The sequence below is a fragment of the Pedobacter ginsengisoli genome (assembly GCF_002736205.1).
Taxonomy (GTDB): domain Bacteria; phylum Bacteroidota; class Bacteroidia; order Sphingobacteriales; family Sphingobacteriaceae; genus Pedobacter; species Pedobacter ginsengisoli_A.
Genome location: NZ_CP024091.1, coordinates 204701 through 230382, shown reverse-complemented (window position 1 = coordinate 230382; position 25682 = coordinate 204701). Strand labels below are relative to the sequence as shown.

The following is a 25682-nucleotide window of genomic DNA, read 5'->3' as shown; positions in this document are numbered from 1 at the left end:
CTTCATGTGCATTCCTATTTCCTGTATACTCGTCATCTCTCCTATCTTTGAGATGACGGATATGATGGTGACGAACGCATTAAAACCTTCCAGCAAGTGAAATCCCATATGTTTTTGGGTTCCCCAGATGGGCAGCTCCAAAATCATAAACATAATCTACATAGGCTTTATCACCCAGATTTCTTCCCCAGAAAAACAGATCAAATCTCTTATTAGAAACACCAACTTTTGCATTAAACAAATGATAGCCCTTTTGCTCAAATCTGTTCTGAAGGTCAAAAAACTGATCCCCTGTATATGCCCACTCGCCGCGAGCAATTAAATTCAGCTTATTAACACTCTCAATTTGATAGCCATACTGCAAAGCAAGCAATGAGGTTAAATCTGGTGTGTAAATCTGTTTATTACCATCAAAATTTACTACCTTGTTGTCTACGGGCAAACTCAATGACTTATATTTTGCATCAGTATAACCAAAGTTATAATCAACACTTAGTCCTTTAACCGGTTTGGCCGAAAGCTCAACCTCAATACCTTTACTGGTCAACTTTCCAGCGTTTCTGGTTATTGTTATTGCATCCGGCAAGATCAGCACAGGTATTTGTGCATCTGTAAGTCTAACATAAAAGGCGGCAACATTAAGACTCAGGCGCTGATCAAAAAAAGTATTTTTAGATCCAACTTCTATATTATTGCCATATTCCGGCTTATATGCCACTAAAGGTTTTGCAGTTCTGTCGGAACCTATTTGTGTAAGGCCTCCTGCACGAAAACCTCTGCTATACGTTGCATAAAGACTATGATCAGGCACAAACAAATAGGCAAGGCTAACTTTAGGAGATAGTGCCTTGAAGCTGGCAGTTGCACTGGTATCTTTTTGTTCAACTATTGGTTGATCTTCTCCCGGCATTGACATTTCCCCATAAACACCTTGCTTTTTATGCTCATAATCATAACGTAAACCCGCAGTTGCCATTAATTCATCAGTTATTGCATAGCTAGCCTGCCCAAAAGCGGCCAACCCAAAACTTTTCCCCTTGTTAACACTTAGGATACCAAGCCCCGGTACAGATCCAACCATTTCTGCATCCTCACCAAAAGACAATCCCTGTTTTACCGGATTTTTCTGGTAAAAGCCATACACACCTCCAACCCACTTAAATTTTGAATCTGATGACGAAGGAGAGCTGAATTTAAACTCCTGAGTTAATACTTCTATTTTATTCCAATCCTTACCGTAATTATTGATCAGGGAAATTCCATCTATTGGTGAGAAATCACTGTCTATTGGTTTATCATAATACCTATAATTAGATTGATAAGCACTTTGGGAAGTAAAATTAAAAGCATCACCAGCATAATTTGCAGACAGCGAAGCATTAAACAGGTTATCAACCATGGTAGTTAGCGTATTTTGACTTACCTTAAACGGCTTACTTAATGCGTCTTCAACAGAAGCTACCAATGGGAATGTGCCATCATTACGGTTCTCATTATGCTTAACATTTAAAGTTAAATCAAACTTTGAGCTGCCTTGAAACTTCAGATAGTAATTACCCAGGTAACCATGCAAACGATCAAACTTTTTATTATTAAACTCATTGGTATAAAATCCGTTTTGTCTGTTAACCAGACCCGCTGCACCAAAAAATAACTTATCCTTAATTAAGGCAGTTCTAATCCCGGCGCTATAACGCTGCTGACCATAATTTCCGAAATCAACACCAGCAAACCCGGTAGTATAATTTGAAGGCTTTTTGGTAATAATGTTAATTACGCCACCCATTGCATTTCTGCCATACAAAGTGCCCCGAGGACCACGTAACACCTCTATCCTTTCTACATCAAACAGAGAAGAAATATAGGTATCTAAACCAAATTGGTTTACCCCATCAATATAAGTAGCCACCGCCGGGTCGTAAGAAGTTGTACCAATACCTCTTATCGAGGTTACATTCCGTCCATCGCCAGGGTTACTGCTGTAAAGATTTGGAACAATAGCCGACAAATCTCTTGTGTTTTGTATCCTGTAATCGTTAACTTTTGCTGACGAAAAAACAGAGATACCGGATGGTATATTCTGAACATTCTCTTCTGTTTTCTGTGCAGAAACAACTACCTCATCTAATTTCAGGCCTGCATCTTCTAAAGTAATATTCAGTACCCTGTTATCATCAGCTACCGTTTTATTTATCGCTGCGTAACCAACAGCACTAAATCTTAAACTTACTTTACCCGAAGGGACATTAACAAGTTCAAAAGCTCCGGTTAAATTTGTAACAGTACTTAAGTTTGTATTTAATACCTGTACTGTCACTGCAACAACAGGAATTCCTTTAGCGTCTTTAACCGTTCCTGAAACCTTACTCTGTTGTGCATTCGCTGCAAAACTGATAAAAATGCTTAAACACAAGCACGCTATTATTCTATTCATTCTATTTCTATTGTACAATTATTAATTGGCAACAGCCTCAAAAGCAGCGCTGAAATCTGCAATAAGATCTTCTTGATCTTCAATACCTACAGACAATCTAACCATAGAATCAGGAATCCCCATTTCATCACGTCTTTCTTTACCTAATTCAAAGAATATGGTATGAGCAACAGGAATGGCAAGCGTGCGGGTATCACCAAGATTACTTGATTTAATAACCAGTTTAAGTTCATTCAGGAACTTAAAGCAATCAATGCCATCAACAAGTGCAAAACTCATTAATCCGCCATAACGATGGAACAGATTTGATGCAAGCTCATGTTGAGGATGGCTTTTCAATCCTGGATAATAAACTTTACTAATTAAAGGATGATTATCAAGGAATTCGGCAAGTGCAGCTGCATTACTACAAGCACGCTCTAACCTTAAAGCAATGGTTTCAGAACCTACAGAAATACTGTGTGCTGCCTCCGGAGCAAGTGTACCTCCACCATCACGCAATCCTCTTTTTCTTATTTGAGTAAGCCCCTGCATTTCCGGACGGATCTGCTCGCGGATTATCGGTGCAATGTTAGGAAAGTTAAGCCAGTTAAACAAACCGGTATCAGTTACACTGCCACCTAAGGCATTACCGTGGCCTCCAATATATTTAGTAAGTGAGTTGATAACCAAACTGGCCTTTACTGCAACCGGACGGAACAGGTAAGGCGATGTCATAGTATTATCCACTACATAGATTAACTTTTTATCTTCACAAAAATCGCCAATGGCGCCAAGATCAGATACCTGTGTAGCAGGATTTGCTATGGTCTCTACAAACACCATTCGGGTGTTTTCCTGATAAGCATTTTTAATGTTCTGAACATCTGTTGCATCAACAAAAGAAATTTCCAGCCCCATATCCATATAAGTCTGCATAATACTTCTGGTGTTACCAAAAAGGTATGAACTTGCAATAATATGATCTCCTGCCTTTATTAAAGCAAGTATGGTAGAAGAAATAGCAGCCATTCCTGTTGCAAAAGAAACAGAGGCTAAGCCTTGCTCCATTTGTGTTACCTTGTGCTCCAGTGCTGCTGTTGTTGGATTACCCTGACGGGAATAAGCATAGCCCTTGGTTTTGTTTTGAAAAACATTTACCAATCCCTGAACATCGTCGTATCCCCAGGTTACTGCGTTATGAACAGGTTGATGTAATGCACCGAATTCTGGTTTCAAAAGTCGGTCTGAATGAAGTATGGTGGTTGTAAATCCTTTTTTATTGCTCATTTAAACTTAATTTTATTCAAGAAAACAAACTTCCATCTTTTATTTTAAAAAAAAGACGTTTTCCATAGGAAATCTGAAATATTACCACCCTATTTACAGAATGGTTACTTTTACCAGTAAATCTAAAACACACAATGAAACCATCATTAGTACTCATTTTCATCTTATTCCTGATTACAGGAGTTAGCGCTCAACAAATAAAATATGGTACCGGAAACGACAGTTGGAATCCGGATTCTCTGGGGAACCATAGGGCCGTAATAACGGTAAGCGGAGCAGGCAATGTAGCAAAAGCAACTATCGAATGGCGAAGAAGAGATACCCACCCGGAGCTTAAAGATATTTGGGTAGTTGATGCTAAAACCAACAGCAGAATTACAAATGTAAAAGCCGCAAACATCAATAGAGAACAAGGCACCATATATTTTGAACCAACATCCGGACCTGGCACTTATTATGTTTATTACATGCCATACCAGGTAGAAGGACGTTCTAACTATCCAAATGCCCAGTACAGAAAAGCACAGGCAGGCAATAACCAATGGCCAAAATCAACCGCAAATGCTATAACAGCTAAACTTGTACGCATAGAGGCCATTAATGCAATGAGCAGTTTCTACCCTATGGAAGTAATTGCAACTGCCGCAGAAACTAAAAACCTGATAAAACAGCATCCGCAAAAAGACTATCTTGTTTTTACTGAAGACAGAACCAATCCTATAAAAATGCAGAACGATCTGCCTCAGTTATGGATCACAAAAGGACTAAAGAACACCTTCTCGGGAACAGCATCTAAAGGAGAAAACTACACCTATCAACTTGGTATCTATCCCGTTAAAAAAGACTTAAATGATGTTAAAGTTACTTTTAGCGCCCTAAAAAATAAAGCAGGAAAAACCATTTCATCAAAAGCATTTTCTTGTTTAAACACAGATGGTATTAACTGGGATGGCAGTCCGCTTCATAAAACTGTAAACGTAGCAAAAAACAAAGTCCAGGCTTTATGGATACTTGCCGATATCCCTAAAGACATTGCAACAGGTACTTATACAGGTACAGCAACAGTAAGCGCCAAAGGTTCGGCCAGTACAACTATCCAAATTGCGATAACAGTAAACAATACAGTTTTAGCCGACGGAGGTATAAATGAACCTCAAAAACAAACACGTCTTAAATGGTTAAACTCAACCATGGCCGAGAAAAATGAAGTTATTGCACCTTACATTCCTCTTGTTATAAACGAAAAAATCATTTCTCTGCTAGGCAGAAAGTTTACAATTAATCAGGACGGTTTACCTGCCCAGATACAAACATTTTTTACCCCGGAAATGACAGAAATATCTGCCACTCCAAAAAACATCCTTACCGAGCCGGTTCATTTTCATGTAACCAAACCAGACAATAAGGATATTAAATTTAAAACTACCGAAGTTACCTTTACTGATAAACAACCGGGCATTGCAAAATGGACTTCAAAAAGTACGTCAGATAGTTTAAATATGGAGGTAAACGCCTCCATTGAATTCGACGGTTTTGTATCATACACGGTTAAGTTCATTGCTGTAAATAACATTAAGCTCAATAACATTAGTCTGCATCTACCTTTTAGTCCTTCCGCATCTAAATACATGATGGGGCTTGGTCAAAAAGGGGGTTACCGTCCCGATTCCTTAAACTGGAAATGGGATGTGGCCAACAAAAATCAGGATGGTGCATGGATAGGTGATGTAAACGCAGGTTTACAATACTCGTTAAGAGACAATCATTATGTGCGCCCTTTAAACACAAATTTCTATTTACAAAAGCCCTTATTGTTGCCAACATCATGGGGTAACGAAGGTAAGGGTGGAATTAAAATTGGTAAAAAAGGACAGGCCATTCTGGCCGATAACTACAGCGGAGAACGCCTGATGAAAAAAGGTGACACCCTATATTACAACTTCACATTGCTAATTACTCCTTTCCATCCAATCAATACAGATTTTCAATGGAGCAACCGCTTTTACCATAAATACAATAACATTGACACCATTAAAGCTACAGGTGCAACATTAATAAACATACACCATGCCACCCCTATTAATCCTTTCATCAACTATCCTTTTATTGCCCACAAGGAAATGAGAACATATATTGATGAAGCGCATTCAAAAGGGCTTAAAGTTAAAATCTATAATACTGTCCGCGAATTATCAAACAGTGCATACGAAACATTTCCACTGCGCAGCCTTGGTCACGAAGTTTATTCACCAGGTAAAGGCGGTGGCTATTCATGGCTACAGGAGCACCTTGGCGATGACTACATAGCTGCCTGGTATGTACCCGAAATAAAAGACGCAGCCGTTGTTAATAGTGGAATGAGCCGCTGGCATAATTACTATGTTGAAGGTATGAACTGGCTGGTTAACAATGTAGGAATTGATGGTCTTTACCTGGATGATGTAGCTTTTGACAGGACCACAATGAAACGTGTAAAAAGTGTACTTACTCAAAACGGGCATCCTGGCATTATAGACCTGCACTCGGCAAACCAATACAATAAAAGCGACGGCTTTAACAACAGTGCAAACCTATACATGGAGCATTTCCCTTATCTAAACCGTTTATGGTTTGGTGAGTATTTCGATTACGAAAAAAACACACCTGATTTCTTTTTAACAGAATCCTCAGGTATACCATTCGGACTAATGGGCGAAATGTTACAAGACGGTGGTAATGCATGGCGTGGAATGGTTTATGGAATGACTAACCGCATGCCATGGAGCGACGGTGCAGACCCAAGGGCAATATGGAAAGCATGGGATGATTTTGGAATGCAGGGAACAAAAATGATTGGATACTGGGTAGAAAACAATCCGGTTAAAACCAATAATCCCGATGTAATTGCAACCATTTACAAGAAAGATAAAAGTGCTCTGATAGCGCTTGCAAGCTGGGCCAAAGAAGACACAAAAATAAAGTTAAACATAGACTGGAAGGCGTTAGGAATTGATCCAGCAAAAGCTACAATAACAGCTCCTGCCATTAAAAACTTTCAACCCGCTAAAACTTTCTCTGCTACTGAAGAAATACCGGTAACAAAAAACAAAGGCTGGATGATTGTTGTTAAAGAAAATTAACATTTAACAAAATATGAGATTTAAACCATTTGCCTTTATTATTAGTATTGCTATTCCTTTAGCTATGGGTGCTATCGGCGGATGGTTTACCTCTCAGTATGTTAAAACATGGTACTTAACCCTAAATAAACCCTCGTTTAATCCACCGAACTGGATATTTGCTCCGGTATGGACAACCCTCTACATTTTAATGGGGGTTTCGGCCTATCTGATTTGGTTAAAAAGAAAGGAAGTTGAACATTTCTCCCGTACTGCTGCTATATATTTATTACAACTTGTTTTAAATGTAATGTGGTCTTTTCTTTTCTTTTATGCACATGAAATTGGATTAGCGTTTTTTGAAATTATCGCCTTGCTTATTGCCATCATTATAAACGCAAGGGTATTCTATAAAATTGACAAAACCGCAGGTCTACTATTCATCCCATATATTTTATGGGTTAGCTTTGCTACTATTTTAACCTATAGCATATTTTCGTTAAACTAACTAATGAGATAGCTTTGTGAAATAAAACTCTTATTTTTAGCATGCTATGCTTATAAGAATACTGCTCATTCTGGTTCTGTTTATAAGTGCATTAAATGTAAATGCGCAAAAAGTAGGATTAGTATTAAGTGGTGGTGGTGCCAAGGGCCTTGCTCACATAGGCATATTAAAAGCGCTTGAAGAAAACAATATCCCTATTGATTACATTACAGGAACATCAATGGGAGGCATTGTTGGTGCTATGTATGCCGCCGGCTATTCACCAACACAAATAGAGAAAATAGCTTTAAGCAGCGATTTTCAGAATTGGGTAAGCGGAAGATACAAAAGCGATTATAGCTTCTTCTTCCAAAAGAAAAACATTAACCCTTCAATAATTACGGCAAAGCTTTCGGTTGACTCTAATTTAAGGTTCAATTTCAGATCTAACCTTGTTAATGACATCCCTTTAAACTTTGCCCTGTTAGAACTCTTTGCACAGGCATCGGCTATTTCAAAAGACAACTTCGACAATCTGTTTGTTCCCTACCGTTGCATGGTATCAGATGTATTGTCGCAAAATAGTATAACCGTAAAAAAAGGCAGTTTAAGCGATGCCGTTAGGGCAACCATGACTGTACCACTTATTTACCGGCCTATTAAATTAGACGATAAGTATGTTTTTGATGGCGGTTTGTATAATAACTTTCCGGCCGATGTAATGAAGGAAACTTTTAATCCAGACATTATCATTGGCTCTAATGTATCATCAAAAAACTTTAACGAATACCCTAAAAATAACGATGAGCGGCTAATGAACCGCCTCATGGTTTTCATGTTTCTCTCTAAATCAGACTCAACACTTATTGGCCCTAATGGAATTTATATCCAGCCCAACCTAAGCGGGTATTCTGTAACCAATTTTAACCCTGTAGAAGCATTAATAAAGCAAGGCTACGATGCAACCATTGCCGATATGGACCAGATTAAGAAAAAAATAAGCAGACGGGTAACTACAGGAGATTTGATGATCAAAAGAACACAGTTCAACAATAAAAAACCCAACCTTGTTTTTAGTGGAATAACTGTATCGGGAGTAAATACCCAGCAAAAAAAGTACATAGAGCGTCTTTTTAAAAGAGATCAGAACACCTTTGACCTCGAAGACATTAAACAAGGCTATTATAAATTGGTTGCCGATGAAACTTTCGAAACCATTTATCCCAAAATAACCTATAACCCGGTTTCAGACAGCTATAACTTTGAAATAGTTGCCAAACCACAAAAAAGTTTTAAAATAGATTTTGGAGGCAATATGTCAAGCAGGCCAATCAGCAATGTATTTCTTGGAATGCAGTACAACTACTTAAACCAAAAATCGTACACTTTTGGCACTAATCTATATTCAGGACGTTTTTATGAATCCGTACAATTAAGCGGAAGGGTTGATTATCCTTCGCGGCTTCCGTTGTTCCTGGCAATGGAAATGACCTACAATCACTTTGATTATTACAAAACCAGTTCCATCTTTATTGAGAACCCCCATCCTACATATATTGAGCAAACAGATAGAAAAATTGATTTAAAGATCGGCTTTCCGCTAAACCGCAATACCAAAGTAACGCTAAACACTGCCTTTATTAATAACTACGACAGGTATAGCCCAAATAACACATTCGAAGTAGGCAATCAATTAGACAAAACTGTATTCAGTGCATCCAGATCAACCTTTGCTTTTGAACAGTACACCTTTAACCGAAAACAGTATGCTACCAGAGGTCGCAACTTCCTGTTAAGCCTAAATTATTTTTCTGGCAGAGAGAGCTATACACCAGGTAATATTACAGACGGACTAACTGAATCGGCAGAGCTTACCGCCAGTAAAACCGAAGTAAATAGAAAATACCGCCAATGGTTCAATTTAAAAGTAAGTGATGAAAATTACTTTATTACAAAGCCTAAATATGCTTTAGGTTATCTGCTCGAAGCCGTGCTATCAAACCAGCCTTTGTTTTCTAATTACTACTCTACCCTGCTGGCATCGCCAACATTTTATCCATTACAAGATAGCAGATCTGTATTTTTAGAAAACTTTAGGGCGACAAGTTATCTTGCAGGAGGTATTAAGAACGTATACAGCATTAAAAGAAATCTTGATCTACGACTTGAAGGTTATGTATTTTTACCATATCAGAAGTTTGAGAAGATAGGTTTTCAGGGAATAGACCGCATGAAACCACTTACCAGATGGCAATATGCCGCTACTGCGGGGCTGGTATACCACACCCCGGTTGGCCCAATAAGCTTTAGTTACAATTTGTACGATGACCCAATAAAAAGAAATGGGGTTTTATTACATTTGGGGTATCTGATTTACAATAAAAGATCTATAGAATGAGAAGAATATACCTGTTGATTTTGTTGTTAGTAATATGTGTTTCCGGCTATGCTCAAAATGCTGATATCAATAATTTTATAGTTAAAGAGAGCCTGCTTAAAAACAGCAAGCTTGCTATTATAGCTGCTGATTCATTAGATATACCTATAGAAAAAATAAACGGCACCTATACCTTTAGCGTAAGCGGATTTACGCAATCTATTAAATTTAGTGACGGTGTAGGAGTATTACCATTACAGCTTGAACGCTCTGCATTTGTATATATAAAACATCAGAATGACACCGGTACACACAGCAAGCTTTTGTATGTTCATAAAAAGGATGGTACCCTAACTCCATACGTAATTAACAGCATGTGGCTGGTATTATTTCCGGCTCTGATTATCTTTTTGGCCTTTGCATTCAGAAAGTTTATTATAGCCGCGGTGATTATTCTTTTAATATTTATCTATTTCAATCACAGTAACGGCTTAAACCTATCAACTTTCTTCGAAACTATATTTGATGGCTTAAAACGATTGTTTTAAACAGTACGTTTAAAAAGGCATTCCTATACCAAAGTTGTATTGAACAAAGCGATACCTTTCCGGGCTATGGGTAAGATAGTAGTTGTCTTTAAATGTTTTATTTCCGGTAAAGAACCGTTTAAACATCCATTGATCTGAACCTTCGAACTGCGGATCTTTAAGTTTTAACCCCACATCAAACCTGAATACAAAGTATTGAACATCATACCTGAAACCCATACCAGTACCCACAGCAATCTGTTTACCCAGCTTTTTGAAATCGAAATAGGTTGATGGTGTACCTGTTCTGGTAACATTCCATACATTACCTGCATCCAAAAATATAGCCCCCTTTAATTTGGCTCCAAAGAACTTGTTCAGCAACTTATACCTATATTCTAAGTTTGCTTCAATATGCAACTCTCCAAGCTGGTCGAGCCCATATAATGCTCTCCTTACACTATCAGAAGTAAGCTCTTTTCCCCTGTCGTAATTTCCAGGCCCCAATGTTCTGGCCTGCCATGCCCTTATACCGCTTGAACCACCTGCAAAAAACAACTTCTCAAACGGAACCGATTTAGAATTACCATAAGCATAACCAATTCCACTGTTTACACGGGCAACAAACTGTTTATCACCACCAAGGCTTTTATACCAGCGCAAATCAAGTTCCGGCCGCATATACTGGTTAAACGGTAAGCCGAAAACTTTAGCATATTTATCTTCGGCCAAATTAGGCTTATCGCCTGCAATACTTGTTGCCAGTTGCAGCATATTGCCGGCTAAATCCATGCTACCTCTAAAATAAATAAAGCTTCCATTTGTTAACAGCTTATCGGCATTAAGAGAATAAGTGTATTTAATACCAAGGGTAATATCTCTCCTGTTTAACAAAACAAGATTATAAAAATTCTTAAATAGCTCTTCCCCGTTAGTCGGATCATTAATATCAAAAAGAAGCCCGCCAAACCTGTATTCAAAATTTAAAGGGGTAACAGAATGATATTTCGATTTCGATTCAACAAACTCATAAGTTAATGAAGTAAGAAAAACATGTCGTTCAAAAAAGCTTTTTTGTTGTGCATATACATAACTGGTAGAGAATATGGTATGCGGCATCCCGCCTCTTCGGCCAGGTCGGGCAGTAATAAATGGCAACATTAACCTCGGAACAGTTAAGTTGGCGCTAATAGAAAAATCGCGCTGATAAATATCCTTAAACAGCGAATTACCCTGTCCTATTCTGGATTGCAACCCCCCTTTAACCTGAAATTCAAATCGTTCCGCACCACGAAACAGATTATTGTTGGTGTACGTATTTGACAAAGTGAAACCAACCGTACCTGCATTAAAGGGCACCTCGCCCTCAACACGGTTACTCATAATTTTTTGAGGAATTAACTGAATAACCGGGAACACTTTATTAGCACTATCCTTTGGCCTGTTATAATCTATCTTAACATTTTTAAAAACATTAAGCTCATACATACGATCGTAGGTAAGATTCTCATTATAAATATTATAATACTCACCCTGGTGAAGAAAATTATACCGTACTATTGGATTTCTTCTAAATTTTTTAGAGAGATCGGTATACCTTAATCCCTTAAAAACCCTATCGTTCATATTAAGCGTATCAGGGAAACCATCTGAATTTGGAGCTATAATTACATTAGCCTCACCAATAAAAAATTGCTCATGTTTGGGCTTATCCTGAGGGTTATCAATAATCAAAGTAACATTAGCCTTGCTCGAATTTAAGTTTGAATCAACCTCATATTTTACATAAGGCCTTGCAAAATCGAAATATCCCCTCTCTTTCATCACCGTATAAATCCGGTCACGTTCATGAGCCAAAGAATCATCATCATACCTCATTCCCTCTTTCAGGTAGGTCTGCACAGCTCTGCTTTCCATATAAAACTTACTAACAAGCTCATCAGGAATCTCGAACTTTATTTTATTGATCTGAAAAACAGGGCCAGGATTTGCCTTAAAAAAAACATCGGCGCGTTTGTTTTTAACCTTTATCTCTGATTTTACTTTTGCCATAAAATAGCCCTTACTCATCAGAAATTTCTCTATCTGACTGCGCGAAATCTCAACCAAAGCACTATCAAGAATCGGTGGTGGCGTACCAAGTGGTTTTATATTAGAAGTTTTATAACGACCATTTTTGGTATTGAACATGTTATAAATAATAACATTGATACCAACGGTTGATGTTGGCCTGATGTCTTTTTGAATATAATTGAGTGCTTCTTCCTCGAAAGCTTTATCTATACTGTCTATTTTTACATTCTTAACAATAGACTGGTAGTCCGCAATATATTTTGTTGACGAGCATCCCGTAACAAAAACAAGAATAAATAGTAATATTGCATGAAAATGGACATTCCTTTTATTATTATAGTATGCTTTCAAAATCTCAGATAGGTTATATAAAATCGTTACATCAAAAAAAGTACCGTAAAGAAAATGGGATATTTATTATTGAAGGTATAAAATCTATTGTAGAATTTATTCAATCTTCATACCAAATACATAGCATTTATTATCTGGCTCAATATCAGTCTTTACTGCCCAATTTGCCTGCAAATATAAAGTTATTTGAAGTAAACAACGCCGAACTGGATAAGATTAGTACTTTACAAACACCACAGGGCGTGCTTGCGCTTGTGCACATTCCTAAAAGCCGCAACCTTGATATAAGTAGCTTGAAAGGGACATTTTCTTTAGTGCTGGATGGAGTTCAGGACCCTGGTAATCTGGGAACAATTATCCGCACTGCCGATTGGTTTGGATTTAAACAAATCATATGTTCTAACAACACTGTTGAGGTTTATAACCCAAAAACAGTACAGGCAACCATGGGCTCGCTTAGCAGGGTAAATATTTATTATGAAGATCTTTCTGCTTTCTTAAAAGATGCTAAGGTGCCCATTTTTGGAGCTGTTCTGGATGGCACAAGTATTTATGAAACAAAATGGGGAACAGAAGGTATAGTAATTTTGGGTAACGAAGGACAAGGGATAACACCTGAAATAATAAATTTAATTACCAATCCGGTAACAATACCAAGGGTTGGAGAGGCTGAGTCTTTGAACGTTGCGATATCAGCAGCAATTCTTTGTGCAGATATTATTAGAAATTTGCAGAAATAAATTGCATAGTAAGTATTATTTACTATTTTTGCAGCCTGAATTTGAATAGGGTCGAGTGGCCGAGTGGCTAGGCAGAGGTCTGCAAAACCTCCTACAGCGGTTCGAATCCGCTCTCGACCTCAAGATTTATAATAAATTAAAAAAGATTAACATGGCAGTTACAAGATTAAAAAGAAAAGACAGAAGAAATAAAACTTTCGCAAAGTTAGATGTGAAAAACTTAAAACTTGCTACTAACATTGAATTAGGTAGCCGTTCACGTCAATCTACAAAAGATCAGTTAGCTAAAAACAACGCGATCTTAGATAAACTTACTGCAAAAGCATAAGTTTTTTCTAAAAGAAAATAAGGAGCCCGTATCATAAATCGTGATACGGGCTCTTTTACGTTTACCAGTATTTCTATAGTCTTGATTATTAACAATTTAAGTTGTTTTTTTTAGTATTAAATTTGGTTTAACTTATTGATTTTCATATATTTATGATATAAATCAGTAGTGAATATGGCCAATAAGAAACCCGTTTTTAAGCCCTATTATCAACATCAGCTCATGGCGTTTCCGCCTACTTTCGATGAGTTGATTCCAGCAGATCATACTGTAAGACTTGTCGACAAGATTATTAATGTGATCAATGTAGAACCTTTGTTGAATGCTTACCACATCAGAGGTGCGTCCAATTATCATCCGATATTACTTTTAAAAGTTTTGGTCTACGGCTATGTGACCAATACGTATTCCAGTAGAAAGCTGGCCATAGCTTGCCGGGAAAATGTTCCTTTCATGTGGTTGAGCGGCATGAGTAAACCGGATCACAATACGATCAACCGATTTCGGGGTGTCCGCTTAAAACATGCCCTGCGCAGTGTATTTGAGGAAGTGGTTAAATATCTGGCCGAAGAAGGACTACTAAGTATTGATGAAGTTTATACCGATGGAACCAAAATTGAGGCCAATGCCAACAAGTACACTTTTGTCTGGAAAAAATCCATTCAGACCAATAAAGCGAAGATGCAAAAGCAGTTGGATGAAATCTGGAACTACGCCCAGAGTGTGGCTACGGTAGAAGATTTATTACCTGAACCGCCTACAGCCAAAATAGTAAGTCCGGAAAGCATCCAGGCAGCGGTTGATAAACTCAATGAAGTACTGGCTAACAATGATCAGGTTGATAAAAAGACCAAAGCAAAGCTCCATTACCTCACTAAAAACTATCCCGAAGCTATCGCCAAGTATAAGCATCAGGAAGAAATACTCGCCCAGCGCAATAGCTACAGCAAGAGCGATCCGGATGCTACTTTTATGAGAATGAAAGAAGATCATATGCGTAACGGACAGCTCAAACCCGCTTATAATGTGCAGATATCCACTTCAAACCAGTTTATTGTCAACTACACCATTCACTCCAATCCTACAGACACCTTAACTTTAAAATCACACCTGGAGCAACATGAAAATAGTTTCAATCGTCCCCCAAAGACCCTTACTGCTGACGCCGGTTATGGATCAGAAGAGAATTATGCCCTGTTGGAGCAAAAACAGGTGGAGTCTTTCGTTAAGTTTAACATGTTTGATAAACAACAAAATGTACACTATAATCAAAAATATCCTTTTGCTGCAAATCAGCTTTTTTATCATGAACAAAAAGATGCTTACATCTGTCCAATGGGACAAAGCATGGAATTTGTGGGAATAGTTAAAAAACGTACCACAAGCGGATTCCAGCAGCAAGTCAGGCGATATCAAGCCAAAAATTGCAACAATTGCCCACTAAACGGTGCTTGCCACAAATCCAAAGACGACCGCTTGATAGAAATCAATGAAAATCTCCAAAGACATAAGCAAAAAGCACATCAGCTACTCAATACAGAGCGAGGCATCAGTCACAGAAAGAAACGATGTCATGATGTAGAACCTGTTTTTGCCAATATCAAACAGAACCACGGGTTCCGCCGATTCATGCTCAGAGGTAAGCAAAAAGTAGAAATAGAATGGGGATTATTGGCAATTGCACAAAACATAAGGAAAAAAGCAGCTTAAGAGAGCTGGTTTTTGTACGCATCAAGAAATATTCAAAGAAAAAAGGTATAGTAAGGAAATACTCAGAACGGATCTCACAATAAACAAAAAAGGAAGCCGTATCATCGTTTGATTAATGATACGGCCTCTTTTTTATACCCATTACTTTGTGCTTTTTCAGTGCTGCTTTAATTAGAAGTTCTTTAGTGTAAGTCCACGGTGAGTCCACGGTGAGTCCACCTTTTCCCAGTAAAAACGTGGACTCACACTGGTCTTACGACCCAAAAAACGTGCAGGCATTCGAACCCGATATCAATTTACACCAGATCCCTATCTTATCAAGAAATAATTTAACTTGCTTTAACTAGCTCTTTGCAGATTCTTTTGATTAAACCGGGCCCTTCATAAATGAAACCGGTATACAACTGCACTAACGAAGCACCTGCATCCAGCATATCCTGAGCATCTTTAGGAGAATGAATTCCTCCCACTCCAATTATTGGAAATGCTTTGTTCGATTTGACAGCCAGATATCTAACTACTTCTACCGACCGCTGTGTTAACGGCTTACCGCTTAAACCACCCATTTCGCTTTTAAGTGGCTCGGGGCTTTGCAATGTGCTTCTATCTATAGTAGTATTGGTAGCGATAACTCCTGCTATACCTGTCGACATCACAATCTCAACAATATCGTCCAATTGCTCATTGGTAAGATCGGGAGCTATTTTAAGCAGAATTGGTCTGCTCACGTTATTTTTATTATTGCGTTGCTGTAAAGTATTTAACAGCTCCATCAAGGGTTCTTTTTCCTGTAAAGCCCTTAACCCGGGAGTATTTGGAGAACTCACGTTCACTACAAAATAATCAACCACATCAAATAAGCGGTCAAAACATTTTATGTAATCACTTATGGCATCCTCATTGGGGGTATTTTTATTTTTACCGATGTTACCACCTACAACAATATCGCTGTTAGCGGCTTTTAATAACCTAAGCCTTTCAGCAAGGGTATCAACCCCTTTATTATTAAAACCCATGCGGTTTATGATAGCGCTATCATCTTCCAAACGGAACATCCTTGGCTTATCGTTACCTGGTTGCGGCAAAGGCGTTACAGTACCTACTTCGATAAATCCGAAACCCAAATCGCTTAATGCTTCAATATATTCTCCGTTTTTATCGAAGCCAGCAGCCAGACCTACCGGATTTTTAAATTTAATACCAAAAACTTCGCGTTCAAGCCCTTTAATGTTAACATCAAAACTACCTCTAAGGATAGTCTGGCCAAGCGGAAAGTGATCGTGAAACCATTTCAGTCGTTTCACAACGAAATAATGCACTTCCTCTGGGTCAAATTTAAAAAATATAGGCTTAATTAAACGGTACATGGGACGAAGATAGGAATTTGTTTGTATTTTTGCAGCCACATGATTTCGATAAACGACTTAACATTTCTAATTGGCTCCAGAGCGCTGTATGATGAGGCAAACTGGCACATTAAACCAGGCGACCGGGTTGGGCTAATTGGTGCAAATGGAACAGGAAAATCTACTCTTTTAAAAATAATTGTAGGTGAGTATGCTCCTTCTTCAGGTACTGTTTCTATGTCTAAAGACTTAAAAATAGGCTACTTAAACCAGGATTTACTTTCTTACGATTCTCACCATAGTATATTACATGTTGCAATGGAGGCTTTTGAACGCCAAAACCAATTGCATGATGAAATTGAGGAACTGCTTAAAAAAATAGAAACAGATTATTCTGAAGAAGTTTTAAATAAACTGAGTGATAAGCAACAGGAATTTGAAGCTTTAGATGGATATAATATAGAATACAGGGCTAATGAGATTTTAGCTGGTCTGGGTTTTAGTACACAAGATCAGTTAAGGCCGTTAAATACTTTTTCGGGAGGTTGGCGTATGCGTGTTATGCTTGCCAAAATTCTATTGCAAACTCCAGACATTCTACTTCTGGATGAGCCTACCAACCACATGGATTTACCATCTATTAAATGGCTGGAAACTTATCTTGTAGGTTTTGAAGGTGCTATTGTAATTGTTTCTCACGATAGGTACTTTTTAGATAAGGTGGTAAATAAAACTGTTGAATCGCGCAAAGGAAAACTAACTTCTTATGCCGGTAATTACAGCTTCTACCTTGAAGAAAAAGCTTTACGTGGTGAAATTCAAAAAGGAGAATTCAAAAATCAGCAGGCTAAAATTAAGCAGGAAGAGCGCTTAATTGAACGCTTTAAAGCAAAGGCTTCTAAAGCTAAGATGGCTCAGTCCAGAATGAAAGCTTTGGACAGAATGGAACGTGTGGAGGATGTTGATGATGACAACCCTACTGTAAATTTTCAATTTAAGTTCTCTAAACCTTCTGGCCGTCATGTTGTTAGAATTGAGGGTGCTACAAAAAGCTATCCCAATGTAGATATTCTTGAAAACGCAGAAGGCGTAATTGAGAAAGGTGATAAAATTGCCCTGATTGGTGCTAATGGCAAGGGTAAATCGACCTTGCTTAGAATTATTGCCGGAGCTGAAGGCTATACCGGCAAATGCGAAACAGGCCATAATGTTACTACTACCTTTTTTGCGCAGCATCAATTGGAATCGTTGCATCTTGACAACAGTATTCTTGAGGAGCTGCAAGCTTTTGCTCCTAAACATACAGATACAGAATTGCGTGGTATATTGGGATGTTTCCTTTTTACCGGTGATGATGTGTTCAAAAAGATCCGCGTATTATCAGGGGGAGAAAAATCGAGAGTTGCTTTGGCCAAATCGCTAACAACCGACTCCAACTTCCTGATTCTGGATGAGCCTACCAACCACCTCGACATCCAATCTGTAAATATCCTTATTCAGGCATTGCAACAGTATGAAGGTACTTTTATTGCAGTATCTCATGATAGATATTTCTTAGATAATGTTGCCAATAAAATCTGGTTTATAGAAGACAAGGATATTAAAGAATATCCGGGCACTTATGCTGAATACGAAGAATGGAATAGCAAAAGACCTCCTGCAAAACCTAGCACTGTTCCGGTAAGGCCAGATAAAGAGGTAAAAGAGGTTAAAAAAGCTATTGAAGAAAAGCAACCTGTTACACCAAACAGTTTGCAGCAGCTTAAAAAACTAAACGACCAACTGAAAAAGATTGAGGTTGAGATTGCCGCTTTTGAATTGGACGTTAAAGCTGTTGAAGCTGAAATTGCAGATGAAGCAGTTTATTCGGACGCTGGCAAACTTGCCGAAACAAATAAGAAATATTTAGCTGCCAAACATAAGCTGGATACTGCCCAGAATACATGGGAAGACCTGGCTTCTGAAATAATGGAACTGGAAAGTAAATGATAAAACCCGCAGGATTATTTTTTTTGCTGCTGTTAACTATACAAATCGCTGTTGCACAACAGCAGCAATTTGTATACGAAAACAAGGTGTACCTGCCTCAAATAAAAACGGTACAGTGTTACAACGCGCAAAAAGAACAATCGTTACCGGTAATTGCTCTAAAATCTAATGAGCGTCTGGTGTTTTCATTTGACGACCTCAATGCCGGAAGTAAAAATTACTGGTATACGGTTGAACATTGTACTTCGGACTGGAAATCGTCGCGCTTATCTACCATTGATTATCTGGAAAGTTTAAGCGAGGATAGAATAACAGATTACAAATATTCCTTTGGTACCATCCAGAAATACACACACTACCAACTGACGTTACCAAATACTCAGATTCGCCCTAAAATTTCGGGCAACTATATTTTAAAGGTTTATGAGGACGGCAATCAGCAAAAACCGGTAATTTCCCAACAGTTTTATGTGGTAGATAATTTGGTTAATATTGGCGTAGATGTGGTTGCCAGTTCGCAGGTTTCGTTACGTTTTAGCAACCAGAAAATTAACTTTACTATTTTACATCAAATGCCTATTCAGAATCCCTATACTGATTTGAAGGCGATAGTGATGCAGAACGGAAATCCGCAAACGGCAGTTTTAAATACTAAACCAAACTTTATCAGACCTGGGTCGTTGGCTTACAATGAGTTAAATAGCAATGACTTTGTTGCGGGCAATGAATTCAGAAAGTTTGATATCCGCAGCTTACGCTACAAAGGAGACAATGTGCAGGATATTATTAAAGACACCACAACCAGTGTTATACTTTTTCAGGACATCAATACCAGCAAAGCAAAATACAGCAATTTGATTGATGAAAACGGCAGTTTCTTTATCAGAAATAAAGAAGGTAGTGATGACCCAACTGAAGGTGATTACGCAAATGTGATGTTTACCTTAAATGCCGTGCCACCTACCCCTAATGGCGATGTATATGTTACCGGCAGGTTTAACAACTATATTTTAAACGAAGCCAGCAAGCTTAGTTTCGATTCCTCTAGAAAGCGTTTTTATGGCAATATATTGCTTAAACAGGGGCTTTATGACTATAAGTATGTTTGGTTAAATAAGGATACCGGAAAAATTGATCAGGCAGTTTTTGAAGGTTCATTTTTTGAGACCCTAAATACTTACCAGGTATTTGCTTATTATAAAAAACCGGGTATGCGCTGGGAAGAACTTATTGGATACTCAAATGTTGGCAGTGTAAAACGCTAATCAGCTTTTAATACCCAAACTGAAACACTTTTCTGGGCACAAGTAAACACCGCCCATCCATCTTCATTTACTACAACCTGTTCCGCCACATTACCAAGCATATCTATAAAGGTTTTATTTGCGTGTTTAAGCCCCATTTCCATTTTTTTACTGGCCGCAACACTATTGCACATTAATACAGCAATACCTGAACCTGGGTTTTCATCGGCACCTTCTCTTATCCATCCTATGCAGTTCGGATGGTCCAGGTAATCACGTTGAATACCATAAGAAAGATCTTTACGAGCGGCACATAGCTTAGGTAATTCAAACACTGCCGAAAGCTCTATTTCTATTTCATTTCCATTATGGTCTTTGTCTTTATAAGCACAGCCATAAAGATCAGGATAGAATAAACATGGCATCCCCTGCTCTCGTAAAAGAATAAGTGTGTACGCTAATGGGCGAAACCAAGGCTCAACAAATGATTCCAGTGCCTGCAATGGTTGCGAATCATGATTATCAACAAATGTGATTGACAAATATGGGTTTATCTGCGTAAGTGTTCCTTCAAAAATTTTGCTAAGATCGAATGTTTCGCCTTGCTTACCTGCTACATAGAAGTTTTGGTGCAATATGGAATCGAAAAGCTTCATCCGGCCTTCAGTAATTTCTATATAATTTTGAAGATATGCTACATTATCAACTACCCAATTCTCGCCTACGATGAAGAAATCCTTGTTAAAGGTATTTCTCATATGATCTATCCATTCATTTAAAAACTTATGAGAGATGTGTTTAACGGCATCCATCCTAAAGCCATCCATACCACAGGTATTATAATACCATTCTCCCCATTCTTTGAGCTCTTGTCTTACTGCCGGATTTCTTGATTCTATATCGTTAAACATCAGGTAATCGTAATTACCATGTTCCTTTGAAGGCACATCTTCCCAGCCTTCTCCAAATTCATTCTGAATAGAAAAAATGCCTTCTTCCTTTAGGTTGGCGGCAAAATCGAGCCCGCTGAAACAGCGGTAATCCCAAATAAAAGTTGAGTATTTGCCTTGCCTGCCGGGAAATGTAAATTTGGTCCAGGCCTCTATTTCTATAACAGGAGAAATAAATTCTTTGCGGTTCTGCTCATTTACTTTACGCACTTTTATCTTTTCCAGCTCATCTCCGCCAGCCTTATGATTAAGCACTACATCGGCAATAGTTCCTATACCATTAGCTTTTAGTAGGCTTATTGCATTCAGGTATTCATCTTTAGTTCCATATTTGGTGGCTACGCAATCTTTCTGGTTAAATTCTCCAAGGTCAAACAAATCGTATGGGTCGTAACCTACTGAAATATCTCCAGAAGTAGCTTTATAGGCTGGTGGTAACCAGAGCCCTGTAATTCCGAGATCAACAAATGTTGGAACTTCTTCGGCAACTCTAACCCATAGTTTTACGTCTTCACGATAATACCAGTGAAAGTATTGTATCAGCGTTTGATTTTTCATGCATCTACAATAACGTGAAGATCTTTTGTTTCTTATTTACCGAATTAAAGAGGGCAGACATACTAACCATTATAGAACTAAGATACTCCTTTTATCATATAAAAGTGATTTGTTGAATTTTGTTTACTTTTGCCAAAGATGAGTACAAAAGTAAAAAATCCGAAGGATTCATTCACCATCATGAATGAGTTGGTATTACCCAACGACACCAATACGCTTAATAATTTAATGGGTGGCAGATTATTGCACTGGATGGATATTGCTGCAGCAATATCTGCACAAAAACATTGCAATAGAATTGTGGTAACGGCGTCTGTGGATAATGTATCATTTAAACAGCCTATAAAGCTTGGTGATGTGATTACAATTGAGGCCAAAGTGACCCGCTCATTTAATACCTCTGTTGAGGTGAGGTTAGATGTATGGGCTGAAAATATTCCTTCGGGAAGCCGGGTAAAATCAAATGAGGCTTATTATACTTTTGTAGCCGTTGACCAAAGTGGAAGGACTATTCCCATTCCGGAATTAAAACCTGAAACTGAAGAAGAAATCGAATTATTTGCAGGGGCGTTAAGAAGAAGACAATTGCGTTTGATATTGAGTGGAAAGATGATGCCAAATGATGCTGTTGAGCTGAAAGCCCTTTTTTTTAAAGAATAAACAATAACAGCGGGTATGCTGTTATTAAATAAATAGGAAAAATGACGACCTACACTACACTAATCATTTTAAGCGGCCTGGTCATCTTCTCTTATTTATTTGACCTTGTTGCCAGTAAAACTAAATTACCCTCAGTGTTATTGCTATTACTGTTGGGTATTGGCCTGCGCGTACTTGTAGACAACCTTAAGCTCGAAACCTTTGACTTTTTAAAGATTTTGCCCGCTCTGGGTACTGTTGGCTTAATTATGATTGTTTTTGAGGGATCCCTTGAATTAAAGTATGATCGGGATAAGAATAAAATCATTAAAGGGGCGTTTCTATCAGCTCTTGTAATACTGATTGCCTCTGTTTCTGTTATTACTTTTATTATATATGAGATTACAGGAAAAGATCTTTATACCTGTTTTACCAATGCAATTCCATTTAGTGTTATTAGTTCGGCTATTGCTATTCCATCGGCCGCAGCGTTATCTAAAAAAGGTAAAGAGTTTATCATTTACGAATCGTCGTTTTCTGACATACTGGGAATTATACTATTTAATTTTGCTATTTCTAACCCTCATATTTCCACTTCGTCGTTTACCGGATTGGGATTAAGCACAATATTGATACTTATATTATCAGCTATTTCGTGTATTGTATTGCTTTATATTATGGGAAAGATATCGCATCATATCAAATTTTTCCTGATTATTTCGATATTGATAATGGTGTATGCAATTGGCCAGTCGTACCACTTGTCGGCACTTATTTTAATACTTTCTTTTGGTTTGTTTTTAAACAATGCCGATACAATTAAGTATGTCTGGTTCAGGAGTATTTTTATTTATAAGAATTTATCTAACGATTTAACCCAACTACACCAGCTATCGGCCGAAAGTGCCTTTATTTTAAGAACATTTTTCTTTGTAATATTTGGTTTTACAATGAACATTTATCAGCTTAATGATCAAATTGTTATTATAAACGGCTTAATTATGCTTGCTTCGGTATTTATAATCAGGTTTACTTATCTTAAAATCTTTAGAAAGGAAAATAGCGGGGCCGAAACTTTTATTGCACCCAGAGGGCTCATTAGTATTTTGCTTTATTTTAACCTTCCGCAAGCGCTTAAAATACCCGAAGTAGGAACTCCTTTTTTGTTTGTTGTTGTACTGGGATCGAGCTTAATAATGAGTATGGGCCTGCTCTTATCAAAGAAATATGTAAGAGCAGAACCTTATTCGGGACTGCATTAGCTACCCATTTCTAATATTTTATCAAATTCTGCTGCTCTAAGTGGCATTACAGATAATCTGCCTTGTCTAACCAATGAAATGTCTTTCAGGCTTTCTTCTGCCTTGATCTGCTCCAGACTGACAGGGTTTTTCAGTGCCTCAACAGGAGATAAATCTACTACCACCCAGTTAGCATCATCGGTAGTTGGGTCCTGATAAAACTCTTTTACCACCTTTGCTATACCAACAACATTTTTGCCTTCATTACTGTGATAGAATAAAACTAGATCTCCTTCTTTCATCTCTTTCAGGTTATTACGCGCCTGATAGTTGCGCACACCATCCCAAAAGGTTCTGCCGTCTTTGTTAAATTTCTCCCAGCTGTATTTAAAAGGCTCTGATTTTACTAACCAATGATTCATTTGTTTCCGTGTTTAAAGTGGTTTAAAGGCGGTTTTTTAGTTCAATTTTCGAATTGGCAACAAAAGTGGCGACAAACGCAACTTTATGAAACAGTCAAAACAATCTCAGTTGATACACATCTGGGAAGATTATGAGTTCTATCTTAACATCCCAAAAACCTTTACAGGTTCAAACAAGCCTTTTGTTTATTTCTATTATTTAAATGCCAAAGCTAATAAATCAGAAAGAATTAGAAGGTATGTTGGTAAAAATGGTGGAAATATCAAATAGGTAAAAGAAGAAGCCAAAGTTATAGTTAAGGAATTAGCATTGATGCTTAGTAACAATTGGAATCCAATAACCAACCTTCAAAACGAAGTTACTTTAAATTCTACATCGACTATCCTTAATTGCATTGATTATTGGTTAGGTAAACGAGAGGCATTTAATAATCAATCCATCGGTAAAATAAAGACTTTGTGCTTCACTAATTACTGTAATTTTGAATAAATCTTAGTAATGAAAAAGTATTTGCAATATGCTGTTCTGGTTGGTTTTTTTTGCTATTGGCTCCTTTTAGGTTACAAAGCATTAAGGGCAATTAATTATGAGTTTAACGGAAGAGTCCAAAAAGTCACATCTACTTCAAGCTATTATAAGATAATAACAGTTAACAACAAGGATTTTGACCTAGAATGGGTTAGGTGGTATGATGGTTTAACAAATGTAGAAGTCGGTGATAGCGTAATGAAGAAAAAAGGTAATCAATGGATGGAAATAATAAAGAAGTAACAACACCAATACATTTAACCCTAATTATCAACCAATTACCGGAAATTATTAGTAAATTAGAGAATGCTCTATCACCGATCACCATCTTTAATTACAGGCCACCCCATCAAGAAAAGGCTTGAAGCTCGTAAACTAGCTAAATCTGAAAAACTTTCAACTGTTGAGGAAAAACCGACTCTGTATAGTCTCTTCTACCCTTCTATTTTTTTTCTCATCATATTGGTGGTAGTCGTTTTGGGTGGGCTGCTGTGCATCATAAGGATTTTCTGAAAACAAGCGGGTAAATCATCTCTCCTACCTCGAGAGGCAATCAATTAGATTTCTCTCCGCTACGTAAGAAAGTGGTTAGCATCAAAGTAAAAATTGCTACAATAACCAAATCATATAATAAGTTTTCCCTTATTAAAGAAATTGTTGTACTAGTAAATTCTGGGGATTCATAATTCGTTTTCTCCAAATATGTAAAAGGAAACCCTACTTTGACAAATGAAAATTGGTTCCACAAAAAAGGCAGCGCAGATAACAGTGCAAAAGACAAAATAAATAATGCAACAAATTTCATATGTTACGAGAGTTAATTGACTTGTAATATAAGAATATCTAATCGTCCCAATGATAAAAAGCACTTGAAATTTTTCAACTCTCAATGTCTTAATCACATCCCAGCCTTTTGACTTTTTATTAAGATTATGTAATTTACATAATAGTCAATTAGCAGAGCCTTATGTATATTCACAACTTTAAGTTTGTTAAACGATCAAAATCTAAACCTAAATATCTAGTAGGATATCAGCCACTTGATGGATACAATGCTTATCATCAACCAAAAAAGAACCCACTGTTATTTACCATTTACGATCCTGTAAAGGAACTTTACCACACCTTTGAGTACAATGGGACTTCAAGTAGATTTGGAGATATTGTGAAGGATTTAATATATACCGTAAGAAACGTAATTAGGCAACCAGCAAGCAATTATTAAAATTCAATACCTTTAATTCTTACCATTCTTTATCGTTGGTGCAATCATTATCTATTACAGGAATAAGGATTAAAATATTGTAGTTCCAATTAAATTTGGAGGCAGCCCTGTTAATATAAACAATCAGATATTTTTGGATGGAAGT

At 37.5% G+C, this 25682-nt stretch carries 20 protein-coding genes and 1 tRNA gene; 15 read left to right on the top strand and 6 right to left on the bottom strand.

Annotated features, from left to right (window positions below; genetic code table 11):
* Positions 1-79: 79 nt before the first annotated feature.
* Positions 80-2434: a TonB-dependent receptor gene (locus CPT03_RS00895; protein WP_099437081.1), complete on the bottom strand. Its 2355-nt coding sequence runs from the start codon at positions 2432-2434 to the stop codon at positions 80-82.
* 21 nt (positions 2435-2455) lie between these two features.
* Entirely contained in the window at positions 2456-3703 is a 1248-nt protein-coding gene (locus tag CPT03_RS00890; protein ID WP_099437080.1) for a cystathionine gamma-synthase family protein, read from the bottom strand.
* Positions 3704-3837: 134 nt separating this feature from the next.
* Between CPT03_RS00890 and CPT03_RS00885 the strand changes: the two genes are divergently transcribed.
* Genes CPT03_RS00885 through CPT03_RS00870 form a run of 4 tightly spaced genes read left to right on the top strand, consistent with a single transcriptional unit; the run spans position 3838 to position 10213 of the window.
* A complete protein-coding gene (locus tag CPT03_RS00885; protein ID WP_099437079.1) occupies positions 3838-6822 on the top strand; it encodes a glycoside hydrolase domain-containing protein in 2985 nt (994 codons plus the stop codon).
* A gap of 13 nt (positions 6823-6835) precedes the next feature.
* Positions 6836-7309, top strand: a complete 474-nt coding sequence (locus tag CPT03_RS00880; protein ID WP_099437078.1) for a TspO/MBR family protein — start codon at positions 6836-6838, stop codon at positions 7307-7309.
* Positions 7310-7355: 46 nt separating this feature from the next.
* Entirely contained in the window at positions 7356-9686 is a 2331-nt protein-coding gene (locus tag CPT03_RS00875) for a patatin-like phospholipase family protein (RefSeq protein WP_099437077.1), read from the top strand.
* Positions 9683-10213, top strand: coding sequence for a hypothetical protein (locus CPT03_RS00870; RefSeq protein ID WP_099437076.1), 531 nt, complete (start codon positions 9683-9685; stop codon positions 10211-10213). Before CPT03_RS00875 ends, CPT03_RS00870 begins: the two co-directional genes overlap by 4 nt.
* A gap of 9 nt (positions 10214-10222) precedes the next feature.
* Here the strand turns inward: CPT03_RS00870 and CPT03_RS00865 are convergent, their stop codons facing one another.
* Complete coding sequence (locus CPT03_RS00865; protein ID WP_099437075.1) at positions 10223-12616, bottom strand: BamA/TamA family outer membrane protein; 2394 nt, start codon at positions 12614-12616, stop codon at positions 10223-10225.
* Between CPT03_RS00865 and CPT03_RS00860 the strand changes: the two genes are divergently transcribed.
* From CPT03_RS00860 to CPT03_RS00845, 4 genes are all read left to right on the top strand, one after another.
* On the top strand, positions 12607-13356 hold the full coding sequence (locus CPT03_RS00860) for a TrmH family RNA methyltransferase (protein ID WP_099437074.1): 750 nt from the start codon (positions 12607-12609) through the stop codon (positions 13354-13356). The genes CPT03_RS00865 and CPT03_RS00860 overlap by 10 nt on opposite strands.
* A 49-nt stretch (positions 13357-13405) precedes the next feature.
* Positions 13406-13476: transfer RNA gene (locus CPT03_RS00855), tRNA-Cys, on the top strand.
* Positions 13477-13507: 31 nt separating this feature from the next.
* Positions 13508-13684 carry a spore protein gene (locus CPT03_RS00850; protein ID WP_099437073.1) on the top strand — a complete coding sequence of 59 codons (177 nt, stop codon included), beginning with the start codon at positions 13508-13510 and terminating at the stop codon, positions 13682-13684.
* 174 nt (positions 13685-13858) lie between these two features.
* Positions 13859-15394 (top strand): IS1182 family transposase, encoded by a 1536-nt coding sequence (locus tag CPT03_RS00845; RefSeq protein ID WP_099437072.1) that lies wholly within the window; start codon positions 13859-13861, stop codon positions 15392-15394.
* Between the two features lie 329 nt (positions 15395-15723).
* Here CPT03_RS00845 and CPT03_RS00840 read toward each other — a convergent pair whose 3' ends face one another.
* A complete protein-coding gene (locus CPT03_RS00840) occupies positions 15724-16761 on the bottom strand; it encodes a quinone-dependent dihydroorotate dehydrogenase (protein ID WP_099440956.1) in 1038 nt (345 codons plus the stop codon).
* 39 nt (positions 16762-16800) lie between these two features.
* Here CPT03_RS00840 and CPT03_RS00835 point away from each other — a divergent pair, with 39 nt between their 5' ends.
* The gene (locus CPT03_RS00835; protein ID WP_099437071.1) at positions 16801-18729 is read left to right on the top strand and encodes an ABC-F family ATP-binding cassette domain-containing protein; all 1929 of its coding nucleotides are present in this window, start codon (positions 16801-16803) and stop codon (positions 18727-18729) included.
* Positions 18726-19994 (top strand): DUF5103 domain-containing protein, encoded by a 1269-nt coding sequence (locus tag CPT03_RS00830; RefSeq protein ID WP_099437070.1) that lies wholly within the window; start codon positions 18726-18728, stop codon positions 19992-19994. Before CPT03_RS00835 ends, CPT03_RS00830 begins: the two co-directional genes overlap by 4 nt.
* Here CPT03_RS00830 and CPT03_RS00825 read toward each other — a convergent pair.
* Positions 19991-21481 (bottom strand): alpha-amylase, encoded by a 1491-nt coding sequence (locus CPT03_RS00825; protein ID WP_099437069.1) that lies wholly within the window; start codon positions 21479-21481, stop codon positions 19991-19993. The genes CPT03_RS00830 and CPT03_RS00825 overlap by 4 nt on opposite strands.
* Before the next feature lie 138 nt (positions 21482-21619).
* Here CPT03_RS00825 and CPT03_RS00820 point away from each other — a divergent pair, with 138 nt between their 5' ends.
* A complete protein-coding gene (locus CPT03_RS00820) occupies positions 21620-22141 on the top strand; it encodes an acyl-CoA thioesterase (RefSeq protein ID WP_099437068.1) in 522 nt (173 codons plus the stop codon).
* A 41-nt stretch (positions 22142-22182) separates the two neighbouring features.
* Entirely contained in the window at positions 22183-23382 is a 1200-nt protein-coding gene (locus CPT03_RS00815; protein ID WP_099437067.1) for a sodium:proton antiporter, read from the top strand.
* On the opposite strand, the gene CPT03_RS00810 is transcribed toward CPT03_RS00815, so the two are convergent.
* Complete coding sequence (locus CPT03_RS00810; protein ID WP_099437066.1) at positions 23379-23783, bottom strand: EVE domain-containing protein; 405 nt, start codon at positions 23781-23783, stop codon at positions 23379-23381. The two genes, CPT03_RS00815 and CPT03_RS00810, sit on opposite strands and share 4 nt — an antisense overlap.
* Before the next feature lie 85 nt (positions 23784-23868).
* On the opposite strand from CPT03_RS00810, the gene CPT03_RS00805 reads away from it, so the two are divergent.
* The 3 genes from CPT03_RS00805 (at position 23869) to CPT03_RS00790 (ending at position 25537) form a co-directional block, all read left to right on the top strand.
* Entirely contained in the window at positions 23869-24054 is a 186-nt protein-coding gene (locus CPT03_RS00805; protein WP_099437065.1) for a hypothetical protein, read from the top strand.
* Between the two features lie 228 nt (positions 24055-24282).
* Positions 24283-24555, top strand: a complete 273-nt coding sequence (locus CPT03_RS00800) for a hypothetical protein (protein WP_099437064.1) — start codon at positions 24283-24285, stop codon at positions 24553-24555.
* Positions 24556-25279: 724 nt separating this feature from the next.
* Positions 25280-25537 (top strand): hypothetical protein, encoded by a 258-nt coding sequence (locus CPT03_RS00790; protein ID WP_099437062.1) that lies wholly within the window; start codon positions 25280-25282, stop codon positions 25535-25537.
* Positions 25538-25682 lie beyond the last annotated feature (145 nt).

Bases quoted from the DNA above. Each gene is read 5' to 3' on its own strand.
- CPT03_RS00790 (WP_099437062.1), top strand. From the start codon at position 25,280: ATGTATATTCACAACTTTAAGTTTGTTAAACGATCAAAATCTAAACCT.
- CPT03_RS00870 (WP_099437076.1), top strand. From the start codon at position 9,683: ATGAGAAGAATATACCTGTTGATTTTGTTGTTAGTAATATGTGTTTCC.
- CPT03_RS00835 (WP_099437071.1), top strand. From the start codon at position 16,801: ATGATTTCGATAAACGACTTAACATTTCTAATTGGCTCCAGAGCGCTG.
- CPT03_RS00815 (WP_099437067.1), top strand. From the start codon at position 22,183: ATGACGACCTACACTACACTAATCATTTTAAGCGGCCTGGTCATCTTC.
- CPT03_RS00820 (WP_099437068.1), top strand. From the start codon at position 21,620: ATGAGTACAAAAGTAAAAAATCCGAAGGATTCATTCACCATCATGAAT.
- CPT03_RS00850 (WP_099437073.1), top strand. From the start codon at position 13,508: ATGGCAGTTACAAGATTAAAAAGAAAAGACAGAAGAAATAAAACTTTC.
- CPT03_RS00845 (WP_099437072.1), top strand. From the start codon at position 13,859: ATGGCCAATAAGAAACCCGTTTTTAAGCCCTATTATCAACATCAGCTC.
- CPT03_RS00880 (WP_099437078.1), top strand. From the start codon at position 6,836: ATGAGATTTAAACCATTTGCCTTTATTATTAGTATTGCTATTCCTTTA.
- CPT03_RS00875 (WP_099437077.1), top strand. From the start codon at position 7,356: ATGCTTATAAGAATACTGCTCATTCTGGTTCTGTTTATAAGTGCATTA.
- CPT03_RS00800 (WP_099437064.1), top strand. From the start codon at position 24,283: ATGAAAAAGTATTTGCAATATGCTGTTCTGGTTGGTTTTTTTTGCTAT.
- CPT03_RS00895 (WP_099437081.1), bottom strand. From the start codon at position 2,434: ATGAATAGAATAATAGCGTGCTTGTGTTTAAGCATTTTTATCAGTTTT.
- CPT03_RS00840 (WP_099440956.1), bottom strand. From the start codon at position 16,761: ATGTACCGTTTAATTAAGCCTATATTTTTTAAATTTGACCCAGAGGAA.
- CPT03_RS00890 (WP_099437080.1), bottom strand. From the start codon at position 3,703: ATGAGCAATAAAAAAGGATTTACAACCACCATACTTCATTCAGACCGA.
- CPT03_RS00810 (WP_099437066.1), bottom strand. From the start codon at position 23,783: ATGAATCATTGGTTAGTAAAATCAGAGCCTTTTAAATACAGCTGGGAG.
- CPT03_RS00830 (WP_099437070.1), top strand. From the start codon at position 18,726: ATGATAAAACCCGCAGGATTATTTTTTTTGCTGCTGTTAACTATACAA.
- CPT03_RS00885 (WP_099437079.1), top strand. From the start codon at position 3,838: ATGAAACCATCATTAGTACTCATTTTCATCTTATTCCTGATTACAGGA.
- CPT03_RS00805 (WP_099437065.1), top strand. From the start codon at position 23,869: ATGAAACAGTCAAAACAATCTCAGTTGATACACATCTGGGAAGATTAT.
- CPT03_RS00860 (WP_099437074.1), top strand. From the start codon at position 12,607: ATGCTTTCAAAATCTCAGATAGGTTATATAAAATCGTTACATCAAAAA.
- CPT03_RS00825 (WP_099437069.1), bottom strand. From the start codon at position 21,481: ATGAAAAATCAAACGCTGATACAATACTTTCACTGGTATTATCGTGAA.